The sequence below is a fragment of the Nocardia thraciensis genome (assembly GCF_054782435.1).
This window is the reverse complement of record NZ_BAAGSM010000020.1, coordinates 39,977-61,621: the sequence shown is the minus strand read 5'-3', so window position 1 is coordinate 61,621 and position 21,645 is coordinate 39,977. Positions and strand designations below refer to the sequence as shown.

At 67.6% G+C, this 21,645-nt stretch carries 19 protein-coding genes and 1 pseudogene; 12 read left to right on the top strand and 8 right to left on the bottom strand.

Annotation, left to right across the window (positions count from 1 at the left end):
* Nucleotides 1–29: 29 nt before the first annotated feature.
* Together ACYVLQ_RS12680 and ACYVLQ_RS12675 are read left to right on the top strand one after the other, a co-directional pair.
* On the top strand, nucleotides 30–2,849 hold the full coding sequence (locus tag ACYVLQ_RS12680) for a DEAD/DEAH box helicase (protein WP_460697626.1): 2,820 nt from the start codon (nucleotides 30–32) through the stop codon (nucleotides 2,847–2,849).
* Nucleotides 2,846–3,613, top strand: a complete 768-nt coding sequence (locus ACYVLQ_RS12675) for an SWIM zinc finger family protein (protein ID WP_460697625.1) — start codon at nucleotides 2,846–2,848, stop codon at nucleotides 3,611–3,613. Before ACYVLQ_RS12680 ends, ACYVLQ_RS12675 begins: the two co-directional genes overlap by 4 nt.
* Here the strand turns inward: ACYVLQ_RS12675 and ACYVLQ_RS12670 are convergent.
* A complete protein-coding gene (locus tag ACYVLQ_RS12670) occupies nucleotides 3,592–4,083 on the bottom strand; it encodes an LIC_13387 family protein (RefSeq protein ID WP_460697624.1) in 492 nt (163 codons plus the stop codon). The two genes, ACYVLQ_RS12675 and ACYVLQ_RS12670, sit on opposite strands and share 22 nt — an antisense overlap.
* Nucleotides 4,084–4,157: 74 nt before the next feature.
* On the opposite strand from ACYVLQ_RS12670, the gene ACYVLQ_RS12665 reads away from it, so the two are divergent.
* Together ACYVLQ_RS12665 and ACYVLQ_RS12660 are read left to right on the top strand one after the other, a co-directional pair.
* On the top strand, nucleotides 4,158–4,682 hold the full coding sequence (locus ACYVLQ_RS12665) for a TetR/AcrR family transcriptional regulator (RefSeq protein ID WP_460697623.1): 525 nt from the start codon (nucleotides 4,158–4,160) through the stop codon (nucleotides 4,680–4,682).
* Nucleotides 4,679–5,449 carry a helical backbone metal receptor gene (locus ACYVLQ_RS12660; protein WP_460697622.1) on the top strand — a complete coding sequence of 257 codons (771 nt, stop codon included), beginning with the start codon at nucleotides 4,679–4,681 and terminating at the stop codon, nucleotides 5,447–5,449. The genes ACYVLQ_RS12665 and ACYVLQ_RS12660 overlap by 4 nt, the downstream gene beginning before the upstream one ends.
* Before the next feature lie 131 nt (nucleotides 5,450–5,580).
* On the opposite strand, the pseudogene ACYVLQ_RS12655 reads toward ACYVLQ_RS12660, so the two are convergent.
* Both ACYVLQ_RS12655 and ACYVLQ_RS12650 read right to left on the bottom strand, forming a co-directional pair.
* Nucleotides 5,581–5,727 (bottom strand): annotated as a pseudogene (locus ACYVLQ_RS12655) (NAD(P)-binding protein); the annotation flags it as partial.
* Nucleotides 5,728–6,008: 281 nt separating this feature from the next.
* Complete coding sequence (locus ACYVLQ_RS12650) at nucleotides 6,009–6,812, bottom strand: helix-turn-helix domain-containing protein (RefSeq protein WP_460697621.1); 804 nt, start codon at nucleotides 6,810–6,812, stop codon at nucleotides 6,009–6,011.
* 158 nt (nucleotides 6,813–6,970) lie between these two features.
* On the opposite strand from ACYVLQ_RS12650, the gene ACYVLQ_RS12645 reads away from it, so the two are divergent.
* Complete coding sequence (locus tag ACYVLQ_RS12645) at nucleotides 6,971–7,366, top strand: hypothetical protein (RefSeq protein ID WP_460697620.1); 396 nt, start codon at nucleotides 6,971–6,973, stop codon at nucleotides 7,364–7,366.
* 68 nt (nucleotides 7,367–7,434) lie between these two features.
* Here the strand turns inward: ACYVLQ_RS12645 and ACYVLQ_RS12640 are convergent, their stop codons facing one another.
* Together ACYVLQ_RS12640 and ACYVLQ_RS12635 are read right to left on the bottom strand one after the other, a co-directional pair.
* Complete coding sequence (locus ACYVLQ_RS12640; RefSeq protein WP_460697619.1) at nucleotides 7,435–8,520, bottom strand: amidohydrolase family protein; 1,086 nt, start codon at nucleotides 8,518–8,520, stop codon at nucleotides 7,435–7,437.
* Nucleotides 8,521–8,600: 80 nt separating this feature from the next.
* Nucleotides 8,601–12,032, bottom strand: a complete 3,432-nt coding sequence (locus ACYVLQ_RS12635) for a methylmalonyl-CoA mutase family protein (protein WP_460697618.1) — start codon at nucleotides 12,030–12,032, stop codon at nucleotides 8,601–8,603.
* Between the two features lie 356 nt (nucleotides 12,033–12,388).
* Between ACYVLQ_RS12635 and ACYVLQ_RS12630 the strand changes: the two genes are divergently transcribed.
* Both ACYVLQ_RS12630 and ACYVLQ_RS12625 read left to right on the top strand, forming a co-directional pair.
* The gene (locus ACYVLQ_RS12630) at nucleotides 12,389–12,985 is read left to right on the top strand and encodes a hypothetical protein (RefSeq protein WP_460697617.1); all 597 of its coding nucleotides are present in this window, start codon (nucleotides 12,389–12,391) and stop codon (nucleotides 12,983–12,985) included.
* A 58-nt stretch (nucleotides 12,986–13,043) separates the two neighbouring features.
* Entirely contained in the window at nucleotides 13,044–13,478 is a 435-nt protein-coding gene (locus tag ACYVLQ_RS12625) for a hypothetical protein (RefSeq protein WP_460697616.1), read from the top strand.
* A gap of 89 nt (nucleotides 13,479–13,567) precedes the next feature.
* On the opposite strand, the gene ACYVLQ_RS12620 is transcribed toward ACYVLQ_RS12625, so the two are convergent.
* Nucleotides 13,568–14,044 (bottom strand): hypothetical protein, encoded by a 477-nt coding sequence (locus ACYVLQ_RS12620; RefSeq protein WP_460697615.1) that lies wholly within the window; start codon nucleotides 14,042–14,044, stop codon nucleotides 13,568–13,570.
* 257 nt (nucleotides 14,045–14,301) lie between these two features.
* On the opposite strand from ACYVLQ_RS12620, the gene ACYVLQ_RS12615 reads away from it, so the two are divergent.
* The 5 genes from ACYVLQ_RS12615 to ACYVLQ_RS12595 are packed head-to-tail and all read left to right on the top strand — an operon-like array spanning nucleotide 14,302 to nucleotide 19,694.
* Complete coding sequence (locus ACYVLQ_RS12615; protein ID WP_460697670.1) at nucleotides 14,302–15,801, top strand: CoA-acylating methylmalonate-semialdehyde dehydrogenase; 1,500 nt, start codon at nucleotides 14,302–14,304, stop codon at nucleotides 15,799–15,801.
* Nucleotides 15,802–15,803: 2 nt separating this feature from the next.
* Entirely contained in the window at nucleotides 15,804–16,943 is a 1,140-nt protein-coding gene (locus ACYVLQ_RS12610) for an acyl-CoA dehydrogenase family protein (RefSeq protein ID WP_460697614.1), read from the top strand.
* Entirely contained in the window at nucleotides 16,940–18,028 is a 1,089-nt protein-coding gene (locus ACYVLQ_RS12605; RefSeq protein ID WP_460697613.1) for an enoyl-CoA hydratase/isomerase family protein, read from the top strand. The genes ACYVLQ_RS12610 and ACYVLQ_RS12605 overlap by 4 nt, the downstream gene beginning before the upstream one ends.
* Entirely contained in the window at nucleotides 18,025–18,921 is an 897-nt protein-coding gene (gene mmsB / locus ACYVLQ_RS12600; protein WP_460697612.1) for a 3-hydroxyisobutyrate dehydrogenase, read from the top strand. Before ACYVLQ_RS12605 ends, mmsB begins: the two co-directional genes overlap by 4 nt.
* Entirely contained in the window at nucleotides 18,918–19,694 is a 777-nt protein-coding gene (locus ACYVLQ_RS12595) for an enoyl-CoA hydratase (RefSeq protein WP_460697611.1), read from the top strand. The genes mmsB and ACYVLQ_RS12595 overlap by 4 nt, the downstream gene beginning before the upstream one ends.
* Before the next feature lie 178 nt (nucleotides 19,695–19,872).
* Here ACYVLQ_RS12595 and ACYVLQ_RS12590 read toward each other — a convergent pair whose 3' ends face one another.
* Together ACYVLQ_RS12590 and ACYVLQ_RS12585 are read right to left on the bottom strand one after the other, a co-directional pair.
* Complete coding sequence (locus ACYVLQ_RS12590; RefSeq protein WP_460697610.1) at nucleotides 19,873–20,937, bottom strand: Hsp70 family protein; 1,065 nt, start codon at nucleotides 20,935–20,937, stop codon at nucleotides 19,873–19,875.
* Nucleotides 20,938–21,019: 82 nt separating this feature from the next.
* A complete protein-coding gene (locus tag ACYVLQ_RS12585; RefSeq protein WP_460697609.1) occupies nucleotides 21,020–21,556 on the bottom strand; it encodes a MarR family winged helix-turn-helix transcriptional regulator in 537 nt (178 codons plus the stop codon).
* Nucleotides 21,557–21,645: the final 89 nt, after the last annotated feature.

The following is a 21,645-nucleotide window of genomic DNA, read 5'->3' as shown; positions in this document are numbered from 1 at the left end:
CTGTCGGGGGCAGCTGATTGGATGGTCGGATGCTGCACGGGTTGTGGACACCGGGATCCGGGTTGGTGCTGTGGCGCCATCCGGAGGACGGTGCGAACGCCCCCGGGCCGCTGCCGGATCCGCTGGGGGCGATCATCGCCCGCGCCCGGTTCCGGCATCGGGCGCAGGTACTGGTAGCGGGGCCGGACGGGCCGGAATCGACCGAGGTCGAGGCGCATGCGCTGGTGCCGATGGCCGCCGTGCCGGTGCTGCTGCAGGACTTGCCCGCCCACGCCGTCGCAGCCGACCTGCGATTTCTCGCGCACGTGGCGCGCGGGATCGACCGGTGGGTGCGGGCCGGGCGGGCGGTGCCCGAGGTGCGCCGGGACGACGGCGAGTGGTGGGTGTGCTGGCGACTGGTGGGCGGGCAGCGGCAGCGGGCGTGGCTGGCCGAACTGGCCACCGCGATGCCGCCCGCGCTGCGCGTGGCGGGGCGGCCCGCCGCGGTCCTGGAGGACATGCTCGCCGAACTGACCGACCCGATCGCGCGCAGCCGCCTCGACCTCCCCGAACAGAGTCATCCGCTGCTGGCGGCCCTGGCCGCGAACACGCCCCTGGAGCCGGGCTCGCACCGGGTGTCGGCGGCGCTGGAGGAGTGGCGGACCAGCCTCACCGCCGGAGAACCGGAGCTGGTGCTGCGGCTGCTGGAACCAGACGAGGACCCGGAATCCGGCGCGGACGGATTCGACTCGCTCTGGCGGCTGGAGGTGTGCCTGCGGTCGGAAGGCGAAGCGCCGCAACCTGTTCCGATCCACGGCGATCCGGCACAGCTGAAACTGGCGGCGGAGAAGGTGACCGGGGCGGTGCAGGCCTACCCGATGCTGCGAGAACTGCCGCGAGACCCGGGCGGCATCGACTTCCTGCTGCCCACCGCGGTGGTGCAGGACCTGGTCGCGCACGGCGTGCACGCGCTGAGCGCGGCGGGCGTGCGGGTGCTGCTGCCCAGGGCGTGGCGGGTGGTCGCGCCGAGCATGCGACTGAACGTGCAGAGTCCGGCGGCCACCGAGACCGCGGTCGGCCTGAGCGGGCTGGTGTCCTACCACTGGGAGTTGGCGCTCGGCGATACCGTGCTCACCCCGGCCGAGATGGCGCGGCTGGTGCAGGCCAAATCCGATCTGGTGCGGCTGCGTGGCCAGTGGGTGCAGGCCGACCACAAGGTGCTGGCGGCCGCCGCGGCCTATCTGAACGGTCGCACCGAGAATGCGGTGGCTTCGCTGACCGAGGTGCTCGGCCAGATCGCGACCTCCGAGGTCAAGCAGGTGCCGATCGAGGAGGTGAGCGTATCCGGTTGGGCGGCGGAACTTCTCGAATCCACCCGGCGGCCGCAGCCGGTTGATCCACCGGCGGGGCTGAAGGCCGAGTTGCGGCCGTACCAGCTGCGCGGCCTGTCCTGGCTGGCGACGATGAACCGGCACAACTGCGGCGGCATCCTGGCCGACGATATGGGCCTGGGCAAGACCATTCAGATCCTGGCGCTGCTCGTGCACGAAAGAGAAACCGCGGCAAGGGATTCCATGCCGAAGCCCACCCTGCTGGTCTGCCCCATGTCGGTGGTCGGCAACTGGCAGCGCGAGGCCGAGCGCTTCGCCCCCGAGCTGCGGGTGCTGGTGCATCACGGGGCGGGTCGCCGATCCGGTGCGGAATTCGATGCGGCCGTGGCGGATTCGGATGTAGTGATCACCACCTACGCCCTGCTGGCCCGTGACGTCGAGCAGCTGAAGCGCCAGACGTGGGAGCGGGTGGTGCTGGACGAGGCGCAGCACATCAAGAACGCCAATACTCGGCAGGCCCGAGCGGCCCGGCATGTCGCGGCGCGGCAGCGCCTGGCGCTCACCGGAACTCCGGTCGAGAACCGGCTCGAGGAACTGCGGTCGATCCTGGACTTCGCGGCGCCCAACCTGCTCGGCAAGGCCTCGGAGTTCCACGCCCGCTTCGCGGTGCCGATCGAGCGCGAGCACGACGAGAACGCGATCACCCGGTTGCGCACCGTCACGGCCCCGTTCGTGCTGCGCCGGGTCAAGACCGATCCGGCGGTGATCTCGGACCTGCCCGAGAAGATCGAGATGACGGTCCGCGCCAACCTGACCGTGGAGCAGGCGGCGCTGTACCAGGCCGTGGTCGACGATATGGTGGCAAACCTGAAGCAGTCCAAGGATATTCAGCGCAAGGGCGTGGTGCTCGGGGCGCTGACCCGGCTCAAGCAGGTGTGTAACCACCCCGCGCACTACCTGAGCGACGGGTCCGCGCCGCTGCGCCGCGGGCAACACCGCTCCGGCAAGCTGGCGCTGGTCGAGGACGTGCTCGAGGCGGTGCTGGCCGACGACGAGAAGGCGCTGCTGTTCACCCAGTTCCGCGAGTTCGGGGAGCTGATCGAGCCGTATCTGACCGAGCGGTTCGGCACCCCCGTCCCGTTCCTGCACGGCGGTCTCTCGAAGAAGCGGCGCGACGCCATGGTCACCGGGTTCCAGGAGGAGGGTGGGCCGCCGCTGATGCTGCTGTCGCTCAAGGCCGGTGGCACCGGACTGAACCTCACCGCCGCCAATCACGTTGTGCACCTGGACCGCTGGTGGAACCCGGCGGTGGAGAACCAGGCCACCGACCGCGCCTTCCGGATCGGGCAGCGCCGCGACGTCCAGGTGCGCAAGCTGGTATGCGTCGACACCATTGAGGAGCGCATCGACGACATGATCAGCGGCAAACAGGAATTGGCGAATCTGACCGTCGGCACCGGCGAGAACTGGATCACCGAGCTGAGCGACGACGAGATCCAGCGGATGTTCGCGCTCGGGTCCGAGGCGGTGGGCGAATGAGCCCGTTCACCGATTACAGCCAGTTCGGCGAGCGGCGACCGGTGCGCGGCGGCGTCGAACCCCGCAGTCGCCGTGGGTCGTTCGCGCGCACGTGGTGGGGCCGGTCGTTCATCGAGGCGGTGGAGCAGGTCGCCGACGCCGGTCGGCTGGCCCGCGGGCGCTCGTACGCGCGTTCCGGCCAGGTGGTCAACTACGCGATCGAACCCGGCACGGTGACGGCCGAGGTACAGGGCAGCCAGCCGCGCCCCTTCACGTCGGTGCTGACGCTGCGGAAGCTTCGCGACGAGCGCCTCGATGAGTTGGTCGACCTGGTTCGCGACACCCCGGGTATGCTCGCTCAATTGGCCTCCGGCGCCCTGTCGCGGGACCTGGGCCCGCTGCTGCTGCCCACCACCGCCTCGGAACTGGACTTCGGCTGCAGCTGCCCCGATTCCGGCTGGCCGTGCAAACACGTCGCCGCGGTCTGTTACATCATCGCCGACCGGCTCGACTCCGAGCCCTCGATCATGCTCACCTTGCGCGGGCTCGATCTGGACACCTTGATCAGCGGCGTGCAGAACGACAGCGGCACAACGGTTTCCGACGATCTGTACGGCGAGAATATCGTGCTGCCGAGACTGCCCGAGCCCGAATTCCGGCCCGCCGTGGACGATCTGGACCCGATGCCGCTGCGGCGGGCGTTGCGCATGACTTCCGAGGACGAGCCGATCGCCGAGGCCGGGCTGCGGGAGTTGCGGGCCGTCTACCGCGCGTTCGACCAGTAGTCCGCCGACCGTGGCCCGCCGAGCAGCACCGCCGCGAAGCACAGCGTGCCGATAGCCGAGAAGGCGATCACGGGTTCGGGGAAGTAGAGCACGGCGATCCAGCACGTGCACGCGGCCGTCGCGGTGCAGGCCCAGTTGAACAGCGACCAGCGGGCGATCAGGTGCGGGGCATTGCGCGCGGCGACGAGGGTCAGAATCGCGAACATCGCGCCCAGCATGCCCATGCCGACGCTGTAGCCGGTATTCAGGTCGAAAACCGTTATCTGCCTGCCATTTTCGAACATCGGGGTAGGTGTTCGCGCCGACAGGTCGTTGATGAGCTCCTCGTCGGGCCCGTCCTCGCCACCGAAGACATGAATGAACAGCAGGTGCGCCAGCCCGATGGCGCCGATCAGCGCGGCGCCGGTGGTGTGGGCGACCACCGGCCAGCGCGGGACTGTGATCGATGCAGAAGACGTCGCAGTGGTCATCGCTGCCTCCGGAAGAGCGAGGGGAGCGCTGATGCTCCGGAACATAATAAAAGTTATGTTATAGGCTGGTGGATGTGGCGGGCAAGACCTCATGGCTGGAATCGGGCCTGGCGATCCTCGGGACGGCCGGACCGACGGCCCTGACCCTCGATCGGCTGGTGGCGGCCACCGGCCTGAGCACCGGCTCCTTCTATCACCATTTCCACGGCATGCAGGGCTACAAGACCGCGCTGCTCGACTACTTCGAGACGGTGCACACCACGCACTACATCCGGGCGGCGGACGCGGCGGGGCTCGACCCGCGAGCCCGGCTCGAGCGCCTGGTAGATCTGGTGCTCGACAGCGACGAGCCCGCCAATATCGAACTGGCGGTCAGCGCGTGGGCCCTGAATGAGCCGCTGGCCGCGGCGGCCAAGGAGCGGGTCGACAAGGCGCGCCTCGATTTCCTGCGCACGCTGCTGATCGAGGGCGGTCGCGCCGACGCCGACGCGCGGGCGACAGCGCGCATCCTGTATCTGCTCGTACTCGGCTCGGCGAGCATGCGCCCGACGGTGCCGCCGGAGGAATTGCGGGACCTGTGCCGGAGGGTGCTGGAATGACGCGGACGCTGGATGATCTCGGCGCCGAGGTGTCGATGAAATACCCGGTGCGCCGGGTGGTCTCGCTGGTGCCTTCGCTGACCGAGGCGATCGCCGCGACCTGCCCCGAGAAGCTGGTGGCCGCGACCGAGTGGTGTACGCATCCACCGAACCTGGATGTGCGGCGCGTGCGGGGGACGAAGAATCCCGATGTGCGGCGAATCGCCGAGCTGGCGCCGGATCTGGTGGTGTGCAATCAGGAGGAGAACCGGCGCATCGATGTCGACCGGCTACGTGGTGCGGGGATTCCGGTGTGGGTCACCAGGATTCGGACCGTGGACGAGGCATTCGAATCCATGTCGCGTCTGTTCGATATCGCGCTCGATACCGGCAGGCCGGAATGGCTGACCGCTGCCGAGGACGCCTGGGCCGAGCCTGTGCCGGGGCGGGCGCGCAATGCCGTGATTCCGGTGTGGCGCAATCCGTGGATGGTGGTCGGCCGCGATACGTTCACCGGCGATGTCGCGCGTCGGCTCGGGCTGCGCTTGGTCCACTCCGACCGCGCCGAGCGCTATCCCAAGGTCTCCGAACAGGAGTTGCGCGACGGCATCGACGTGGCGGTGCTACCGGACGAGCCGTACGTCTTCACCGAAACAGAGGGGCCCGAGGCATTCCCGGGCGTCGCGGTGGCGCTGGTGTCGGGCCGCAGTCTCACCTGGTACGGCCCGTCGCTGGTCACCGCGCGCGCCGAACTGTCCGATCAGCTGGCACGTTCCTTCCTGGCCTGAACCGGCACCCGTTCGAAGGAATAGTCGCCGAGATCGAAATGTCCGGCGCGCCAGGCGGCCTCGGCGGTGCTCATGGGTTTGAGTTAGCTGAACGATGGAATATCCACCGCGATACCGGGATAGGTGTTTCAGTGCCAGGTCCCGCCGACGCGGTCGGCCTCGTCGACGATCAGGAAATCCTCGAAACCGTTCTCCCGCAGCCTGATCGCCGCGCCGAGGCCGGAGAAACCGGCGCCGACGATGATCACCTCGTGATGCGTGTCGCTCAGCGGCGCCAGTCGCGCGATCGGCCAGGTCACCAGCTTGCAAGCACACTCATGGGCATCGGCTTGATCTGATACCCGGTGCGGTGCTGGTCCCGTCACCTTGGGCGGCTTGATTCGGTACCGGTGCGGTGCTGGTTCCGTACCTCGGTGGCCTGATCTGATACTCGGTGCGGTACTGATCTCGTATTTCCGGGGGCGGCACTCCCCATTTCTTGTTTCCCGGCGTGCTTTTGGCCGGGATCCACCGCGCACCGGGATATTCCGGCCGAAAGCGTGCCGGAAATGTTGGGGGACTACCTGGATTCGGCCAGGGTGTGGAATGTGGTCTTGGTGAAATCGTCCAGGGGATAGAACAATTCGATGGCGAGTTCGGACAGGGTGACATCGGCCGGGGCGCCGAAGGTGGCCATGGTGCTGAACATGGACAGCTCGCCCATCGGGGTGCGGATGCGCAGCGAGACCTGGAACGGACTCGGCTGGGGCACTTCACCGTCGGTGTCGTCCGGAGGTTCGGGGTAGCCGTTCACCTCGTCGTACAGCTGCCGCAGTTTCGGGTCGCCGGTTGTGTGAACCTGACGAATCAACCGCTCCAGGAACAGCTTTCGTACCTGCCGCGTATTCACCAGGTTGGGCAGCAGCCCTTCGGGATGCAGCACCAGCCGATAGACATTCGCCTCCGGCCGCAGCAGATGCCCCGGAATGCCGTGCGTCAGCACGCCCATGGCGCGGTTGCCGGTGACCAGATTCCAGTATCGGTCCACCACCACCGCCGGATACGGTTCGTGCGCGGCGAGCATGGTGTCCAGCGCCGCCCGCACCGAACTCAGCTGCGCGTCATCCAGACTGCTCTCCCGGTACTCGGGCGCGTACCCACCGGCCAGCAGCAGCATATTGCGTTCGCGCAGTGGCACATCCAGCGTTTCCGACAGCCGCAGCACCATCTCGCGACTGGGCCGCGAGCGCCCCGTCTCGACATACGACACGTGTCGGGCCGAGGTCCCCGCAGCCAACGCCAGATCGAGCTGACTCAGCCGCCGACGCTGCCGCCACTCCCGCAGCTGAGCGCCCACCTGGGCAGTCGGCAAGGTCACGGTCATTCGCGCAGCCTATCCGTCCGCCGTCGCGATGATGTGGGAGGTTCGCAGCATTTCCGGAACGTGGTCGCCATGACGTCGGAGGTTATTGAGGATCGGCCTTGGGCGCGGCAGCCTCGGTATCGCGACCTATCGGGTCGCCCGGCTGACAGGAGAGGGATATGACCACAGCTACCGCGACCATCGCCCGCGTCGACCTGCGCAGCGTGCTGCGGATCGATGGCTGGAGCACGGGCCTGTTCGGCGTCGTCATGCTCGCCGCGGCGCCGGTGCTGCGCGATCCGCTGGGACTGCCGACGGCCTGGTCGATCCCGTTCGGAGTGGCGATGCTCGGCGGGGCGGCGGCGTTGCTGCTGATCGCGGGCTATGCGGAGATTCCGCGGCGGCTCGCGGCGACGGTCGCGATGGCGAACGCGGCATCGGCCGTGGCGATGACCGTGCTCGCCTTCATCGACGTGATCCCGCTGACCGGGTGGGGTGTCGCATTCATGCTCGTCGGTGCGGCCGTCGTCGCCGTCTTCGCGGAGCTGGAGTTCTTCGGCCTGCGACGGGCCTGAAGTGAGGCATACCCCCCGCATTCGCTCCGGCCATGCGCGGGGCTGATCGGCTACGCCGACTGCGCTCATCAGGCGAGCGGTTCGGCGTCGATCCCGTACACCCGCTGGGCATTGTCGCGGAAGACCTGCCGCAGCGCCGCGGCACTGCCGTCGCGGTCCGCGAGCACGTCGGCGATCGCCCGCGCACTGTGGGAGATGCTCGTAATCGGTTTGTCCACAGGGAAATTCGATCCCCAGATCAACCGTTGCGCCCCGAACACGTCGAAGGCGTGGTGCAGCAGCGGCCCGGTGCGATCCAGCAGCGTCGGCACCGGAGTCGGGGTGCCGCGCACCGGGACCGGATGTCCGAGGACCGGCATGGCCAGCCCGGTGACCTTCGCGACCACATTGGGATGCGTTGCGAGCGTGGCGATATCGTCACGCCACTGCACGAACAGCTCCCGACGGCGGCCCGGCTGGGTTCCGGTGTGCTTGCCGACCGGTCCGAAGATCCCGGCGGGGGTTCCGAGATGGTTCAGCACGATGGTGACCTCGGGATAGCGCTGCGCCAGCGCGGTGACCTGCGGCAACTGCTGCGAATATACCCACGCCTCGAACGACAGCCCGCGCTCGGCGAGCACCGCGAAACCGTCCAGGAACGCCTTCGTGGTCAGCGCGTCGGGGATGGGGCAGAACGAGCGCACGCTCGGGTCCGGGTGGTGCGCCACCATCGTCCGGATGCCCCGGAACAGCGGCGACGCCGACTGATGCGCGTCGACCAGTTCGGCGAAACCGGGCGCCGCGGGGTCGCCGCTGCCGACGATCGCGCCCAGCGCGGGCGTGTCGACGCCGAACGGCAGGCTCGCCACCCACCGGGTCTCGTCGGCCTTGGCCTCCGGCGCCTTGCCCGTCCACTCGACCTCCACGTGCACCAGCGCCTCGACCGGAACCTCGCCGAGGTCGTCCCGGTAGTCGGCGGGCAGGTAGGGCCGGATGTAGATCTCGGGATCACCGACGAACTCCCGGTCGCGCCTCGGCGCCAGCCGCGCCGCGAGATCGATCGGCACCGGGAGGTAGCGGAACAACTTGGCGAGCAGACTGAAGTCTCGCGGCGTAGTCAGCGGGTCCCACTGATGGACGTGCGCATCCACGACGCTGATCCCCGCGAGGTCCATGACCGTCCTTTCGCCTCGGCTGCCCGTGCGACCAGGCGATTGTCACATGCGTCGTACCTCGGTCGCGGGAGATCGGGATTTCACACGTTGCGGCGGTACTGGCCGCCGACGGTGAAGAAGGCGTCGGTGATCTGCTGCAGCGTGCAGACGCGGGCGGCGTCCATCAGCACCTCGAAGACGTTGTCGTCGCCGCGGGCGGCCGCCTCCAGCCGGGTGAGGGCGGCGTGCGCCGCATCGCGGTGACGGTCCTGGAAGTCGCGGGTGCGCTCCAACTGCGACCGCTTCTCCTGTGCGGTGCCGCGCGCCAGCTCCAGCACCCGGTTCTCCTCCTCGTGCGGATTGCGGAAGGTGTTGACGCCGATGAGCGGCAGACTGCCGTCGTGTTTGCGCTGCTCGTACAGCATCGACTCGTCCTGGATTCGCCCGCGCTGATAGCCGGTCTCCATGGCGCCGAGCACGCCGCCGCGCTCGCTGATCCGCTCGAACTCGCTCAGCACCGCCTCCTCCACGAGGTCGGTGAGTTCGTCGATGATGAAGCTGCCCTGCAGCGGATTCTCGTTCATCGCCAGCCCCCACTCCTTGTTGATGATCAGCTGGATGGCGAGGGCGCGGCGCACCGAATCCTCGGTGGGAGTGGTGACTGCCTCGTCGTAGGCGTTGGTGTGCAGGCTGTTGCAGTTGTCGTAGAGCGCGATCAGCGCCTGCAGCGTGGTGCGAATGTCGTTGAAGCTCATCTCCTGTGCGTGCAGCGACCGCCCGGAGGTCTGGATGTGGTACTTCAGCTTCTGTGACCGCTCGCTCGCCCCGTACTTGTCGCGCATGGCGACCGCCCAGATGCGGCGGGCCACCCGGCCGATCACCGAGTACTCCGGATCCATGCCGTTGGAGAAGAAGAACGAGAGGTTGGGCGCGAATTCGTCGATGTGCATGCCGCGCGCCGAATACGCCTCCACGTAGGTGAATCCGTTGGCGAGGGTGAAGGCCAGCTGGCTGATCGGGTTGGCCCCGGCCTCGGCGATGTGGTAGCCGGAGATCGATACGGAATAGAAGTTGCGAACACCGTTGCGCACGAACCATTCCTGGATATCCGACATCATGCGCAGGCTGAACTCGGTGGAGAAGATGCAGGTGTTCTGACCCTGGTCCTCCTTGAGGATGTCGGCCTGTACCGTGCCGCGCACGGTGGACAGCGTCCGCGCACGGATCTCGGTGGCCTCCGCATCGGTGGGCGCGCGGCCCTCGGTCTCCGAGAACCGTTGCAGCGCTTGGTCGATCGCGGCGTTGAAGAAGAAGGCGAGAATCGTCGGCGCGGGTCCGTTGATGGTCATGGACACCGAGGTGGTGGGCGCGGCGAGATCGAAGCTGTCGTAGAGGGCCTTCATATCGTCGAGCGTGGCGATGGAGACGCCGGAGGTGCCGACCTTGCCGTAGATATCGGGACGCTCGGCCGGGTCGTGACCGTAAAGGGTCACCGAATCGAACGCGGTGGACAGTCTTTTCGCCTCCGCGTGCTCGGACAGCACCTTGAACCTTCGGTTCGTGCGGAACGGGTCACCTTCCCCGGCGAACATGCGCGCCGGGTCCTCGTTGTCGCGCTTGAACGCGAATACTCCTGCGGTGAAAGGGAATCGGCCGGGAAGGTTCTCCGAGCGCAGAAATCGCAGCAACTCGCCGTGATCGGTGAAACGGGGGAGTGCGACGCGCGGAATCGAGCTGCCCGACAGCGAGGTCCGCCGCAGGCTGGTACGAATTTCCCGATCCCGCACCTTCACGACCTGCTCATCACCCCGATACGACTCCGCCACCCCCGGCCACTCCTCCAGCAGCGCGGCACTTTCGGCGGACAGGTCAGCACGAGCCAGCTCCAGCAACTCGGTGACAGCGGCCCTCACTTCCGCATGCGCCCCTCCAGTCTTCCCGGCCGCCTCCACGGGCACTCCCGCGCTTCCGGCCGCCTCCACGAGTGGTCCTCCCGCATTTCCGGCGGGCGGTCCCTCCCCATTTCCGGTGGTCGTTCCCTCCCTATGTCCGGTGGTCGTTCCCTCCCTATGTCCGGCAGGCGCTCCCTTCCTGTTTCCGGCATGCTTTTGGCCGGAATCCACCCCCGCGAGTTCGTCCACCACCTGCTGGAAGCGTTGGACACGTTGAGCGGCAAGGACTTGCCCGGAGGTCTCGGCGTGGTAGTCCCGGACCGTCTCCGCGATCTCCGCCAGATACCGCACCCTGGCGGGCGGGATGATCTGCGCGAATCTCGTCGAGACCTTGGTATCAACCTTGGGCAGGGCGCCGGGCTCCAGCGTCAACCCCTTCCGCGCCAGCAATCCGGCCAACTGCTGGTAGAGCGCGGTGACACCGTCGTCGTTGAATGTGGCTGCGCTGGTACCGAAGACGGGCATCTCGTCGGGCGAGGCGCCGAAGGCCTCGCGGTTGCGGACCAACTGCCGCGACACGTCCCGCAGCGCGTCTGCCGCCCCGCGACGCTCGAACTTGTTGATGGCCACCACATCCGCGTAATCGAGCATGTCGATCTTCTCGAGCTGCGAGGCCGCGCCGAACTCCGGCGTCATCACGTACAGCGACACGTCGACATGGTCGATGATGGCCGCGTCGCCCTGGCCGATGCCGGGCGTCTCCAGGATCACCAGGTCGTAGCCGGAAGCCTTGCACGCCAGGATCATCGCGTCGATATTGGTCGGCAGCTCCCGGCCGCCGCGGGTCGCCAGCGAGCGGAAGTAGACGTGGTCGCCGTCCAGGGCGTTCATCCGGATCCGGTCACCCAGCAGCGCGCCACCTCCGCGCCGCCGCGTCGGATCAACCGCCAAGATGGCCACCCGCAGCTTGTCCTGTTGATCCGAGCGCAGTCGGCGCACGAGTTCGTCGGTGAGCGAGGACTTTCCGGATCCGCCGGTGCCGGTGATGCCCAGCACGGGCACCGTCCGGTCCGCCGCGGCGGCGGTGATCGCGTCCAGATAGGCGGCGGGCAGCGCGTCCTGCTGCAGGCAGGTCAGCGTGCGCGCCAAGGCTTTTCGCTCGCCGGACAGCACCGCCTCGATCGGCGCCGGGGCCCGCGACAGGTCCACATCACAGTCGCGGACCAACTCGTTGATCATGCCCGGCAGCCCCAGCCGCTGCCCGTCCTCGGGGGAGAAGATGCGCACCCCGGCGTCGGCGAGCCGGGCGATCTCGTCGGCGACGATCACCCCGCCGCCGCCCCCGAAGATCCGCACATGCTCGGCCCCTGCCTCGCGCAGCGCCGCCGCCAGATATTCGAAGTATTCGACATGCCCGCCCTGATACGAGCTGACCGCCACCCCCTGGGCATCCTCGGTGAGCACCGCGTCCACCACCTCGTGCACGGCCCGGTTGTGCCCTAGGTGAATCACCTCCGCACCCTGCGACTGCAGGATCCGCCGCATGATGTTGATCGCCGCGTCGTGCCCGTCGAACAGCGCCGCCGAGGTTACGAAGCGCACGGGGTGAACAGGCGTGTGCAGGTCGGTGCGATCGGCCATGGTGTCCTCCGGCAAGTCCATTTGGGCGCCCGATACTAGGACGTCAAACTAAGTCTAGGGTGAGGACAGTCACACCGCCAGGGAGTCGGTGCTCTGGCGACGTTCGCTGGCCGGAAGTTTGAGCACGCATTCCGGTTCAGTCTGACCGCACCCGCGACTTCCGCCCGGCCTCGAGCCACATAACCTGCTGCTTCCACTATCTGGTTCGCGGGCCCTTCTCGCGCTCCCTGCCGGGTTCTTCTCGACCGGCGCGCGTCCGAGCTGCCTCTATCTCGTCGCGGGTCGGTGGTTCGACGCCTGGCGTCGGCCTCGGGATGGCCCGGCAACTGCTGTCGCTGGACCATTACGGCACCGCGGTGCAGACCGACGGTGAACGGGAACGTGCCGTTGACGCGCTGGAGCTGATCAGGCTGGCTCAGGACAGGTTCGGGCCCCGTGCCACCCCCACTGTGCGGGCGATGCTGCATACGCGAGAAGCGTGGGCGTACGGCAAGCTCGGGCGGCCGTCGGCATTCCGCCGAGCCTGCGACAAGGCTTTCGATGCATTCGCCGATACAGACCCGAACGCAGATCCCTACTGGATCAACTACTTCGATGCCGCGGAATTGTCCGGGACGATCGGCGGTCGACTGCTCGACATCGCCCGCCGGGATCCCTCGTTTGCTGGCCAGGCAGCCGAATCGATCGGTCGTGCGATCGCCCTGCGTAGACCGAATCGCTTGCGTAGCTCGGCGCTCGACCAGCTCGGCATCGTTGAAGCCCGCATGATCGAAGGCGAGTACGAGGAGGCCCGCCGTCTCGGGCTGGACGCGCTCGATACGGTCGAGCGAACCGGATCCGACAGAGGGCGCAAGAAGCTGGTGAAGGTGTACAACCGCACCGAGCAGTTGGTGAGGGTCGGTGCGGTTGCCGAGCTGCGCGACCGTATTCGGCCGATGGTCGTAGCGACGTAGAGGAGTTTGACAGTGCGCATCGGTGTCACCGGGCACATGAAACATCACCACTGACACAGTGCCGCTCATCTACGGTGAGATTGTCCGTCAACTGGCGGAGGCTGGCGATCCCGCTGATTTGGTTGGCGTGAGTTGCATTGCCCGGGGCGCGGATTCGGTGTTCGCTCGGGCGGTTCTCGATGTCGGAGGACGGCTGGAGGTTGTGCTGCCCTCTCGGAACTACCGCGAACGCAAGGTCAAGCCGGACCACGCCGAACAGTTCAACGAGTTGCTGCGGCGCGCCGACACTGTGCGCGTGATGGACTTCGACGACGCCGGAGCGGACGCCTACGAGGCGGCGAACGAAGCGGTCCTAGGGTCATGTGACCAGCTGATCGCAGTGTGGGACGGCAAGGCCGGAGAACGAAGCGGCACAGGCAGCGTCGTCGCGCTGGCGAGCGACAGAGGACTACCGGTCGAGATCATTTGGCCGGTCGGTGCGGTTCGGGGCTGAGGGTCGCACACCGCTCGGGGTTCACCCTCGCCCGCAGCCGTTCTGCTGACCAGGCTTCTGACATCCCGATAAAGGGGATTCCTCTTCGATCAGCGTGGGGCGGGTACGTCGATGGTCAGTTCGGAGGGGTTGGGGTTCGTGCTGACCTGGACGGTGACTCGGCCTGAGCCGTCGAGGGTGAAGAAGGCGGCGTGCCAGCCGTAGTGGCCGTCGTATTCGGTGCTGCGGGTCTCGGTCTTGCTCGCGCCCGTGTCCAGGTTTCGCATCGTCACGGTGGTGGAGATTTCGCAATTCCCGCCCGGAGCCGCGGACATCGAGCCGGGACCGGGGTCCGGGGTGAAGTTCACCGTGACGCGGGCCGAGCTGTCGATGAAGTTCGCGAACTCTCCCGCCTGCTGGCCCTGGCTGGCCGAGACCTCGGCGCCGACCTTGCCCGAGCATCCCGCCTCATTGACCTGGGCGGTTTCGAAATGCAGCGGGTCCGCCGCGGCCGGACCGGCCGGAATCACCAACGCCAGCATCGGCAGGATCGGTGCTGCGACGATCTTCAGTGCGGTTCGCTTCATGGCTCCCGTTCCTCCTCGCGCTCACCACGAGTATCAGGAAACTACCTGGCAAATGATCTTTCATGCTAGCCGCACGGATGCGCTGCCGGGTCGCCGTTCGCCGGATATCCAGCCCTGCGGCAGTGGTGGGATGAATCACATCCGGCGTGGCTGCCTACCAATACTTGGACGCCCAACTATAGGATGACCTCGTATCAACGTCCCGGTTCGGCGGCGTGCGGCGGCAGGTCATCGACGGCATCGAGAACAGGACTGGCATGGTTCGGGAACTCACCCACTTCATCGGCGGGCGGCACGTGTCGGGCGCCTCCGGCAACTTCGGCGACGTCTATGACCCGAGCGCCGGGCAGGTGCAGGCGCGGGTGCCGCTGGCGAGCGCCGCCGAGGTCGAGGCGGTCGTCGCGAATGCGGCCGAGGCGCAGCGGGAATGGGCGGCGTTCAACCCGCAGCGCCGGGCACGGGTCCTGATGAAGTTCCTGACCCTGGTCCAGGACGAAATGGATTCCCTTGCGGCGCTGCTGTCCTCGGAGCACGGCAAGACCGTCGCCGACGCCAAGGGCGATATTCAGCGCGGTCTCGAGGTCGTCGAATTCGCCACCGGCATACCGCATCTGCTCAAGGGCGAGTACACAGAAAGCGCGGGCACGGGCATCGACGTGTACTCGATGCGGCAGCCGCTCGGCGTGGTCGCGGGGATCACCCCGTTCAACTTCCCGGCCATGATCCCGCTGTGGAAGGCCGGTCCGGCGCTGGCGTGCGGAAACGCGTTCGTGCTCAAGCCTTCCGAGCGCGACCCCTCGGTGCCGCTGCGGCTGGCGGAACTGTTCCTGGAGGCCGGTCTGCCCGCGGGCGTGTTCAATGTGGTCAACGGCGACAAGGTGGCCGTGGACGCGCTGCTGACCGATCCGCGGATCAAGGCCGTCGGCTTCGTCGGCTCGACGCCGATCGCGCAGTACATATACGAGACCGCGACCGCGCACGGCAAACGCGCCCAGTGCTTCGGCGGCGCCAAGAACCACGCGATCGTCATGCCCGATGCCGATCTCGACGACGTGGCCGACCAGCTGATCGGCGCCGGATACGGTTCGGCCGGTGAGCGCTGCATGGCCATCTCGGTTGCCGTCCCGGTCGGTGAGGAGACCGCGGATCGACTGCGGGCCAAGCTGGTCGAGCGCGTGAACAAGCTCAATGTCGGTCGTTCCGACGACCCGGGCGCCGATTTCGGCCCGCTGGTCGGGCGCGACGGTGTGGACCGGGTGAACAGCTACGTCCAGGTCGGCGTCGATGAGGGCGCGGAACTGGTGATCGACGGCCGGGGCGTCACCGTCGAGGGTGCGGAGGACGGATTCTTCGCCGGGGCAACGCTGTTCGACAACGTCACCGCGGATATGCGGATCTATCGCGAGGAGATCTTCGGGCCGGTGCTGTCCATCGTGCGCGCGAAGGACTACGAGGAGGCGCTGCGCCTGCCGAACGAGCACGAATTCGGTAATGGCGTAGCGATTTTCACACGGGACGGCGATACCGCCCGCGACTTCGCGGCGCGCGTCGAGGTAGGCATGGTCGGCATCAATGTGCCGATTCCGGTGCCGATCGCGTACCACACGTTCGGCGGCTGGAAGCGTTCCGGCTTCGGCGATCTCAACCAGCACGGTCCGGACTCCATCCGCTTCTACACCAAGACCAAGACGGTGACGCAGCGCTGGCCCAAAGGGCTCGGGAAATCCAACGCTTTCGTCATCCCGACGATGGACTGACCGTGTTTGCACTCGACGATGACGAGAAGGCGATCACGGAGACCGCCCGCGGTTTCGCCGACGAACTGCTCGCCCCCAACGCGCTGGAATGGGATGAGCACAAGCACTTTCCGGTCGATGTGGTCCGCAAGGCCGGATCGCTGGGCATGGGCGGCATCTACGTCGGGGATGACGTGGGCGGGTCCGGACTGCGCCGGTTGGATGCGGTGCGCATCTTCGAACAGCTGGCCACCGGATGTCCGGCCATCGCCGCGTACATCTCCATCCACAACATGGTGGCGTGGATGATCGACAGCTACGGCACCGAGGCCCAGCGTCATCGGTGGCTGCCGGGGTTGACGTCGATGGATCTGCTCGGCAGCTACGCCCTGACCGAACCGGGTGTCGGCTCCGACGCGGCGGCCTTGAGCACCAAGGCCGTTCGCGACGGCGACGACTACTTGCTCACGGGCGTCAAGCAATTCATCTCCGGCGCGGGCAGCACCGACGTCTATGTGGTGATGGCGCGCAGCGGCGCCGACAGGGCGCGGGGGATCTCCGCCTTCATCGTCCCGGCGGACGCTCCGGGAATCTCCTTCGGCGCCAACGAGAAGAAGATGGGCTGGAACGCCCAGCCCACGCGGCAGGTGATCCTCGATGACGTCCGGGTGCCCGCGGCGAACCTGCTCGGCGCCGAGGGCAACGGCTTCCGCATCGCCATGAACGGGCTCAACGGCGGTCGGCTCAATATCGCGGCCTGTTCGCTGGGCGGCGCGCAGTCCGCGCTGGACAAGTCGGTGGCATATCTGGCGCAGCGCAGGGCCTTCGGCGCGCGGCTGCTGGACAATCCGGCCCTGCAGTTCGACCTGGCGGATATGCGGACATCGGTGGAGGCCGCCCGGACGCTGCTGTGGCGGGCCGCGGCAGCGCTGGACGCCGATGCCGAGGACAAGGTGGAGCTGTGCGCGATGGCCAAGCGCTTCACCACCGACGCCGGATTCGAGGTCGCCAACAAGGCGCTGCAATTGCACGGCGGCTACGGCTATCTGGCCGAATACGGCCTGGAGAAGATCGTCCGGGATCTGCGGGTGCACCAGATCCTCGAGGGGACCAACGAAATCATGCGGGTGGTTGTGGCCCGCTCAGTGGTAGGAGCAGCATGAGCGACGAGGTTTTGATCGACAAGCGCGATGGGCTCGGCCTGATCACGCTGAACCGGCCCAAGGCGATCAATGCGCTGAATCATCCGATGGCGCTGGCGATCCTGACCGCCCTGCGAGAATGGGCCGACGACGACGAGGTGCGCGCGGTGGTCGTGACCGGCGCGGGCGAGCGCGGCCTGTGCGCGGGCGGCGACATCGTCGCCATCTACAACGATGCGAAAGACAATGCGGCGCAGGAGGAGTCGGGCTCACATCGCGCGGCGGACTCCGCCACCGGGCGGTTCTGGCGTGACGAGTACATTCTCAACGCCTACATCAGCCGCTACCCGAAGCCTTACGTGGTGGTGATGGACGGCATCGTGATGGGCGGGGGCGTCGGGCTGTCCGGGCACGGCAGTCACCGCATCGTCACCGAGCGGTCCAAGGTCGGCATGCCGGAGACCGGCATCGGCTTCATCCCGGATGTCGGTGGCACCTACCTGCTTTCGCGCACGCCGGGCGAGATAGGCGCGCATGTCGCGCTCACCACCGCGCGCATGAGCGCGGGCGATGCCATCGCCGCCGGATTCGCCGACTACTTCGTGCCCTCCGATCAGATTCCGGCCTTGCTGGAGGCGCTGCGCACCGCGGAACCGGATGTCGCGATCGCCAAGTTCGCTCAACAGGCCCCGGCCTCCGAGCTTGTCGCACAACAGGAGTGGATCGACGCCTGCTACAGCGCCGATACCGTCGAGGAGATCGTCGCACGGCTGCGGGCGCGCCCGGAGCCCGAGGCGAATAAGGCGGCCGCGGAGGTGCTGTCGAAATCTCCCGTGGCGCTGAAGGTTACGTTGCGCTCGCTGCGCAACGCCGGAGCCGTCGCGAATCTAGAGGAGGCGCTGAACGAGGAGTACCGGGTCTCGGTGGCCTCGCTGTCCAGCCACGACTTGGTGGAGGGCATTCGCGCGCAGGTGGTGGACAAGGACCGCAACCCGCAATGGCAACCCGCCGCCCTCGCCGACGTATCGGCCGGACAGGTCGATGCCTACTTCGCCGAGCTGGGTGACGACGAACTGAACCTCGTTGCCCCGGAAGGAAACCGATGAGCATCAAGGTCGCATTCCTCGGCCTCGGCCACATGGGCGGGCCGATGGCCGCGAACCTGGTGAAGGCCGGGTACGAGGTCCTGGCCTTCGATCCGGTCCCCGCCGCGCAGGAGCAGGCTCGCGCCGACGGCGCCACCGTCGTCGACACCGGTGTCGCGGCCGCCACCGAGGCCGAGATCGTCATCACCATGCTGCCCAACGGCCGCATCGTGCTCGACGCCTATCCGGACCTGCTGGCCGCCGCCAAGCCCGGCACGCTGTTCGTCGACTGCTCCACCATCGACGTCGGCGATGCCAAGCGGGCCGCGGAACTGGCTGTGGCAGCGGGACATCGGGCCCTGGATGCCCCGGTCTCCGGCGGCGTCGCGGGCGCGGCGGCGGGCACGCTCACCTTCATGGTCGGCGGGGAGGTCGAGGACTTCGCCGCGGCCCTGCCGCTGCTCGAGGTGATGGGCGGCAAGGTCGTGCACTGCGGCGGTGCGGGCGTCGGCCAGGCCGCCAAGGTCTGCAACAACATGATGCTGGGCATCTCCATGATCGGCCTGTCCGAGGCCATCGTGCTCGGCGAGAAGCTGGGCCTGACCCACGAGAAGTTCTTCGATGTCGTCTCGACGGCCTCGGGGCAGTGCTGGGCACTGACCTCCTACTGCCCGGTCCCCGGGCCCGTGTCGACCAGCCCGGCCAACAACGACTACCGGCCCGGATTCGCCACCGCGCTGATGACCAAGGATCTGGGCCTGGCCGCGAATGCGTTGCGCGACAACGGCGTCGACGGGCGGATCGGCATGCTGGCCGCCGAGCTGTACAGCCGGTTCAACCAGGCCGAGGCGGACAAGGACTTCTCCGCTATCGTGACCGATATTCGCAAGCGATCCGGAGAGGAAACCCTGTGACCGACTTCGAGACCATTTTGCTGGAGCGCAAGGGCCGCGTGGCACTCCTCACGCTGAACCGGCCCAAGGCCCTCAACGCGCTGAACTCACAGGTGCTCACCGATATCACCGCCGCCCTCGACGAGCTCGAGGCCGACGAGAACATCGGCGCCGTCGTGCTCACCGGGTCGGAGAAGGCGTTCGCGGCCGGGGCCGACATCAAGGAAATGCAGAGCAAGTCCTACATGGACATGTTCCTGGCCGACCACTTCGCCGGGTGGGATCGCCTCACCGCCTTCCGTAAGCCGATCATCGCCGCGGTCTCCGGTTATGCTCTCGGCGGCGGCTGCGAGCTGGCGATGATGTGCGACATCCTGATCGCCGCGGATACCGCCAAATTCGGTCAACCCGAGATCAAGCTGGGTGTCATTCCGGGAATGGGCGGTTCGCAGCGGCTCACCCGCGCCGTCGGCAAAGCCAAGGCGATGGACCTGATTCTGACCGGCCGCAGTATGGATGCCGAGGAGGCCGAGCGCGCGGGCCTGGTAGCCCGGATCGTCCCCGCCGCCGACCTGGTCTCGACCGCCCTCGAGGTGGCCGAAACCATCGCATCCATGTCGCTGCCCTCGGTGATGATCGCCAAGGAGGCGGTCAACCGCTCCTACGAATCCACTCTCACCGAGGGACTCCGCTTCGAACGCCGAGTCTTCCACTCCCTCTTCGCCACCGACGACCAAACCGAGGGCATGAACGCCTTCATAGAAAAGCGCGCCGCCAACTTCACCAATCACTGATTCCGGCCAAAAGCACGCCGGAAAGTAATAAGGGGCGCGGGGCGTGCTGGAAATATCGCGGGCGCGGGCGTGCTGGAAATATTGGGGTGCGTGGGGCGTGCTGGCAATGTTGGGCGGCGCGGGGCGTGCTGGAAAATAGTGGGAGGCGTGGGGGCGCCGGAAGTCGGAGGGCGTGAGATTACCTGGGCTGGGCCGGTTTTGCGGGGGTGACCGCTACTTCTACCGGGGACGGGGCGACGCCGTGGGTGGTGGGCTGTGGGGTTTGGCGGTCGGCGGCGAGCAGGCCTGCGACGGTTGCGCCGAGTGTCGCCGTGACCGCCAGGGCCGCGACGACCTTGCGGCGGGAGACCGGGATCGAGCCGTCCGGGCGCAGTGTCCGGGCGGTCAAGCGGACGCCGCGCACGCGCCGGGCCGAGGGCATCTGAGTGGCCATCAGGACGGCACCGCGGGCCGAAACATATTCGGGCTCAGGGTCGTAGATCACCGGCAGGCCCAGCAGTTGCTCCAGCGATTCGCGGATGCCCGGATTACGGGTGCAGCCGCCCAGCAGCGCCAGCGCCTGCGCCCGAACGCCCGTCTCCTCCATCTGCTGCCGCACGAACGAGACCGAATGGTGGACTCCCGCCGCCACGAGTTCGCTGAAATCGCTGCGGGTGAACACCATTCGGGTACCCGTCAATGGGTCGGTCGTGGTCAGCACCGGGGTGGTGGTCAGCGCCTCCTTGTACGCGCGGCTGGTCGGCTTGTCGATCATCACGCCGCCGTGCGCCAGCCGCCAGCGCAACAACGCGTCGTGGCTGTCGCCGCCGAGCACCGTGCTGCGCCGGGCCGCTAGAATCGCGTCGGTGCGACAGTCGGCGCCGGTGACGGTAAGGCCCGAGGCGCCCAGGTCGTAGAGGACCACGGCGCCCTCGTCCGGCAACTGCCCGCTGAATCTCAGGTAGCGCAGCTGTGCCACCGGCTCGTCGACGATGGTGAGGCGGCTGCGCCCGGCCGTGGCGCGGATCGCGTCGGCATGCACGGTGCTGCGTGAGGTCACCGCGATGCCGGTGATGAACTCGTCGCGGCGGGCCGCCGACTCGCGCATCAGGGCGATCGCCTGGAACACCGGCTCCTCGACGCCGCCGCCCGCCCGGCGCGGCACCGTGCAGCGGTCGATGGGCGGCAGATGCGGCTGATCGGAATGAGTGAGCATCGCGCGTGCGCCTCCAGCGCCCGCCGACACCCCCAAGACCAGCACCATGGCCTCCATGGTGGACCTTTTGCGCGCTGATGTGAAGACGGGGGCCGGAATGTCGCTGGCAGGATGCTGAACGGTTATCGCATCATGCCCAGCGGGTCGGCGTGTCGCCCGTGTCGAAGTCGCCCGCCGACCGCCGGAACTCCGCGAGCAATTGCAGCAGCTGCTGCAGCCGGTCCGGTGGCAGACCCGGGAGCGCGAAGACCCGTTCGTTCAGTTCCCGCGTAGCCTCCGCCACCAGTTCGCGACCGGCGTCGGTGATCTCGATCAAGGTTGCTCGGCGATCGCTGGGATGCGGTACGCGCTTGACGAGATGGGCCGCTTCCAATCGGTCGACCGTATTGGTGACGCTGGTCGGATGCACCTGCAGCCGCGCGCTGGCCATCGCCATCGGCAGCGCCCCCGTCTTGCTGAAACTCAGCAGCATCAGCAGTTCGTACCGGGAGAACGTCAGTCCCGAGGGCCGCAGCGCCTCGTCGACCCGCGCCATCACGATCTGCTGCGCGCGCACCAGCGAGGTCACGGCGGCCATCCCGTCCGCGACCTCACCCCAGCCGTGGGTGGTCCACTGGCGGTGGGCCTCCTCGATGGGGTCCAGGGGGAGCGGGCGGGGTACAGCCATACTCGTGAGTTTAGGTGCTGTCCCGGACGATCGTTCGGATCACGGTGAGGCCAACAGTGGGCATACGGCGAGCCAGCCGCGAATATCGG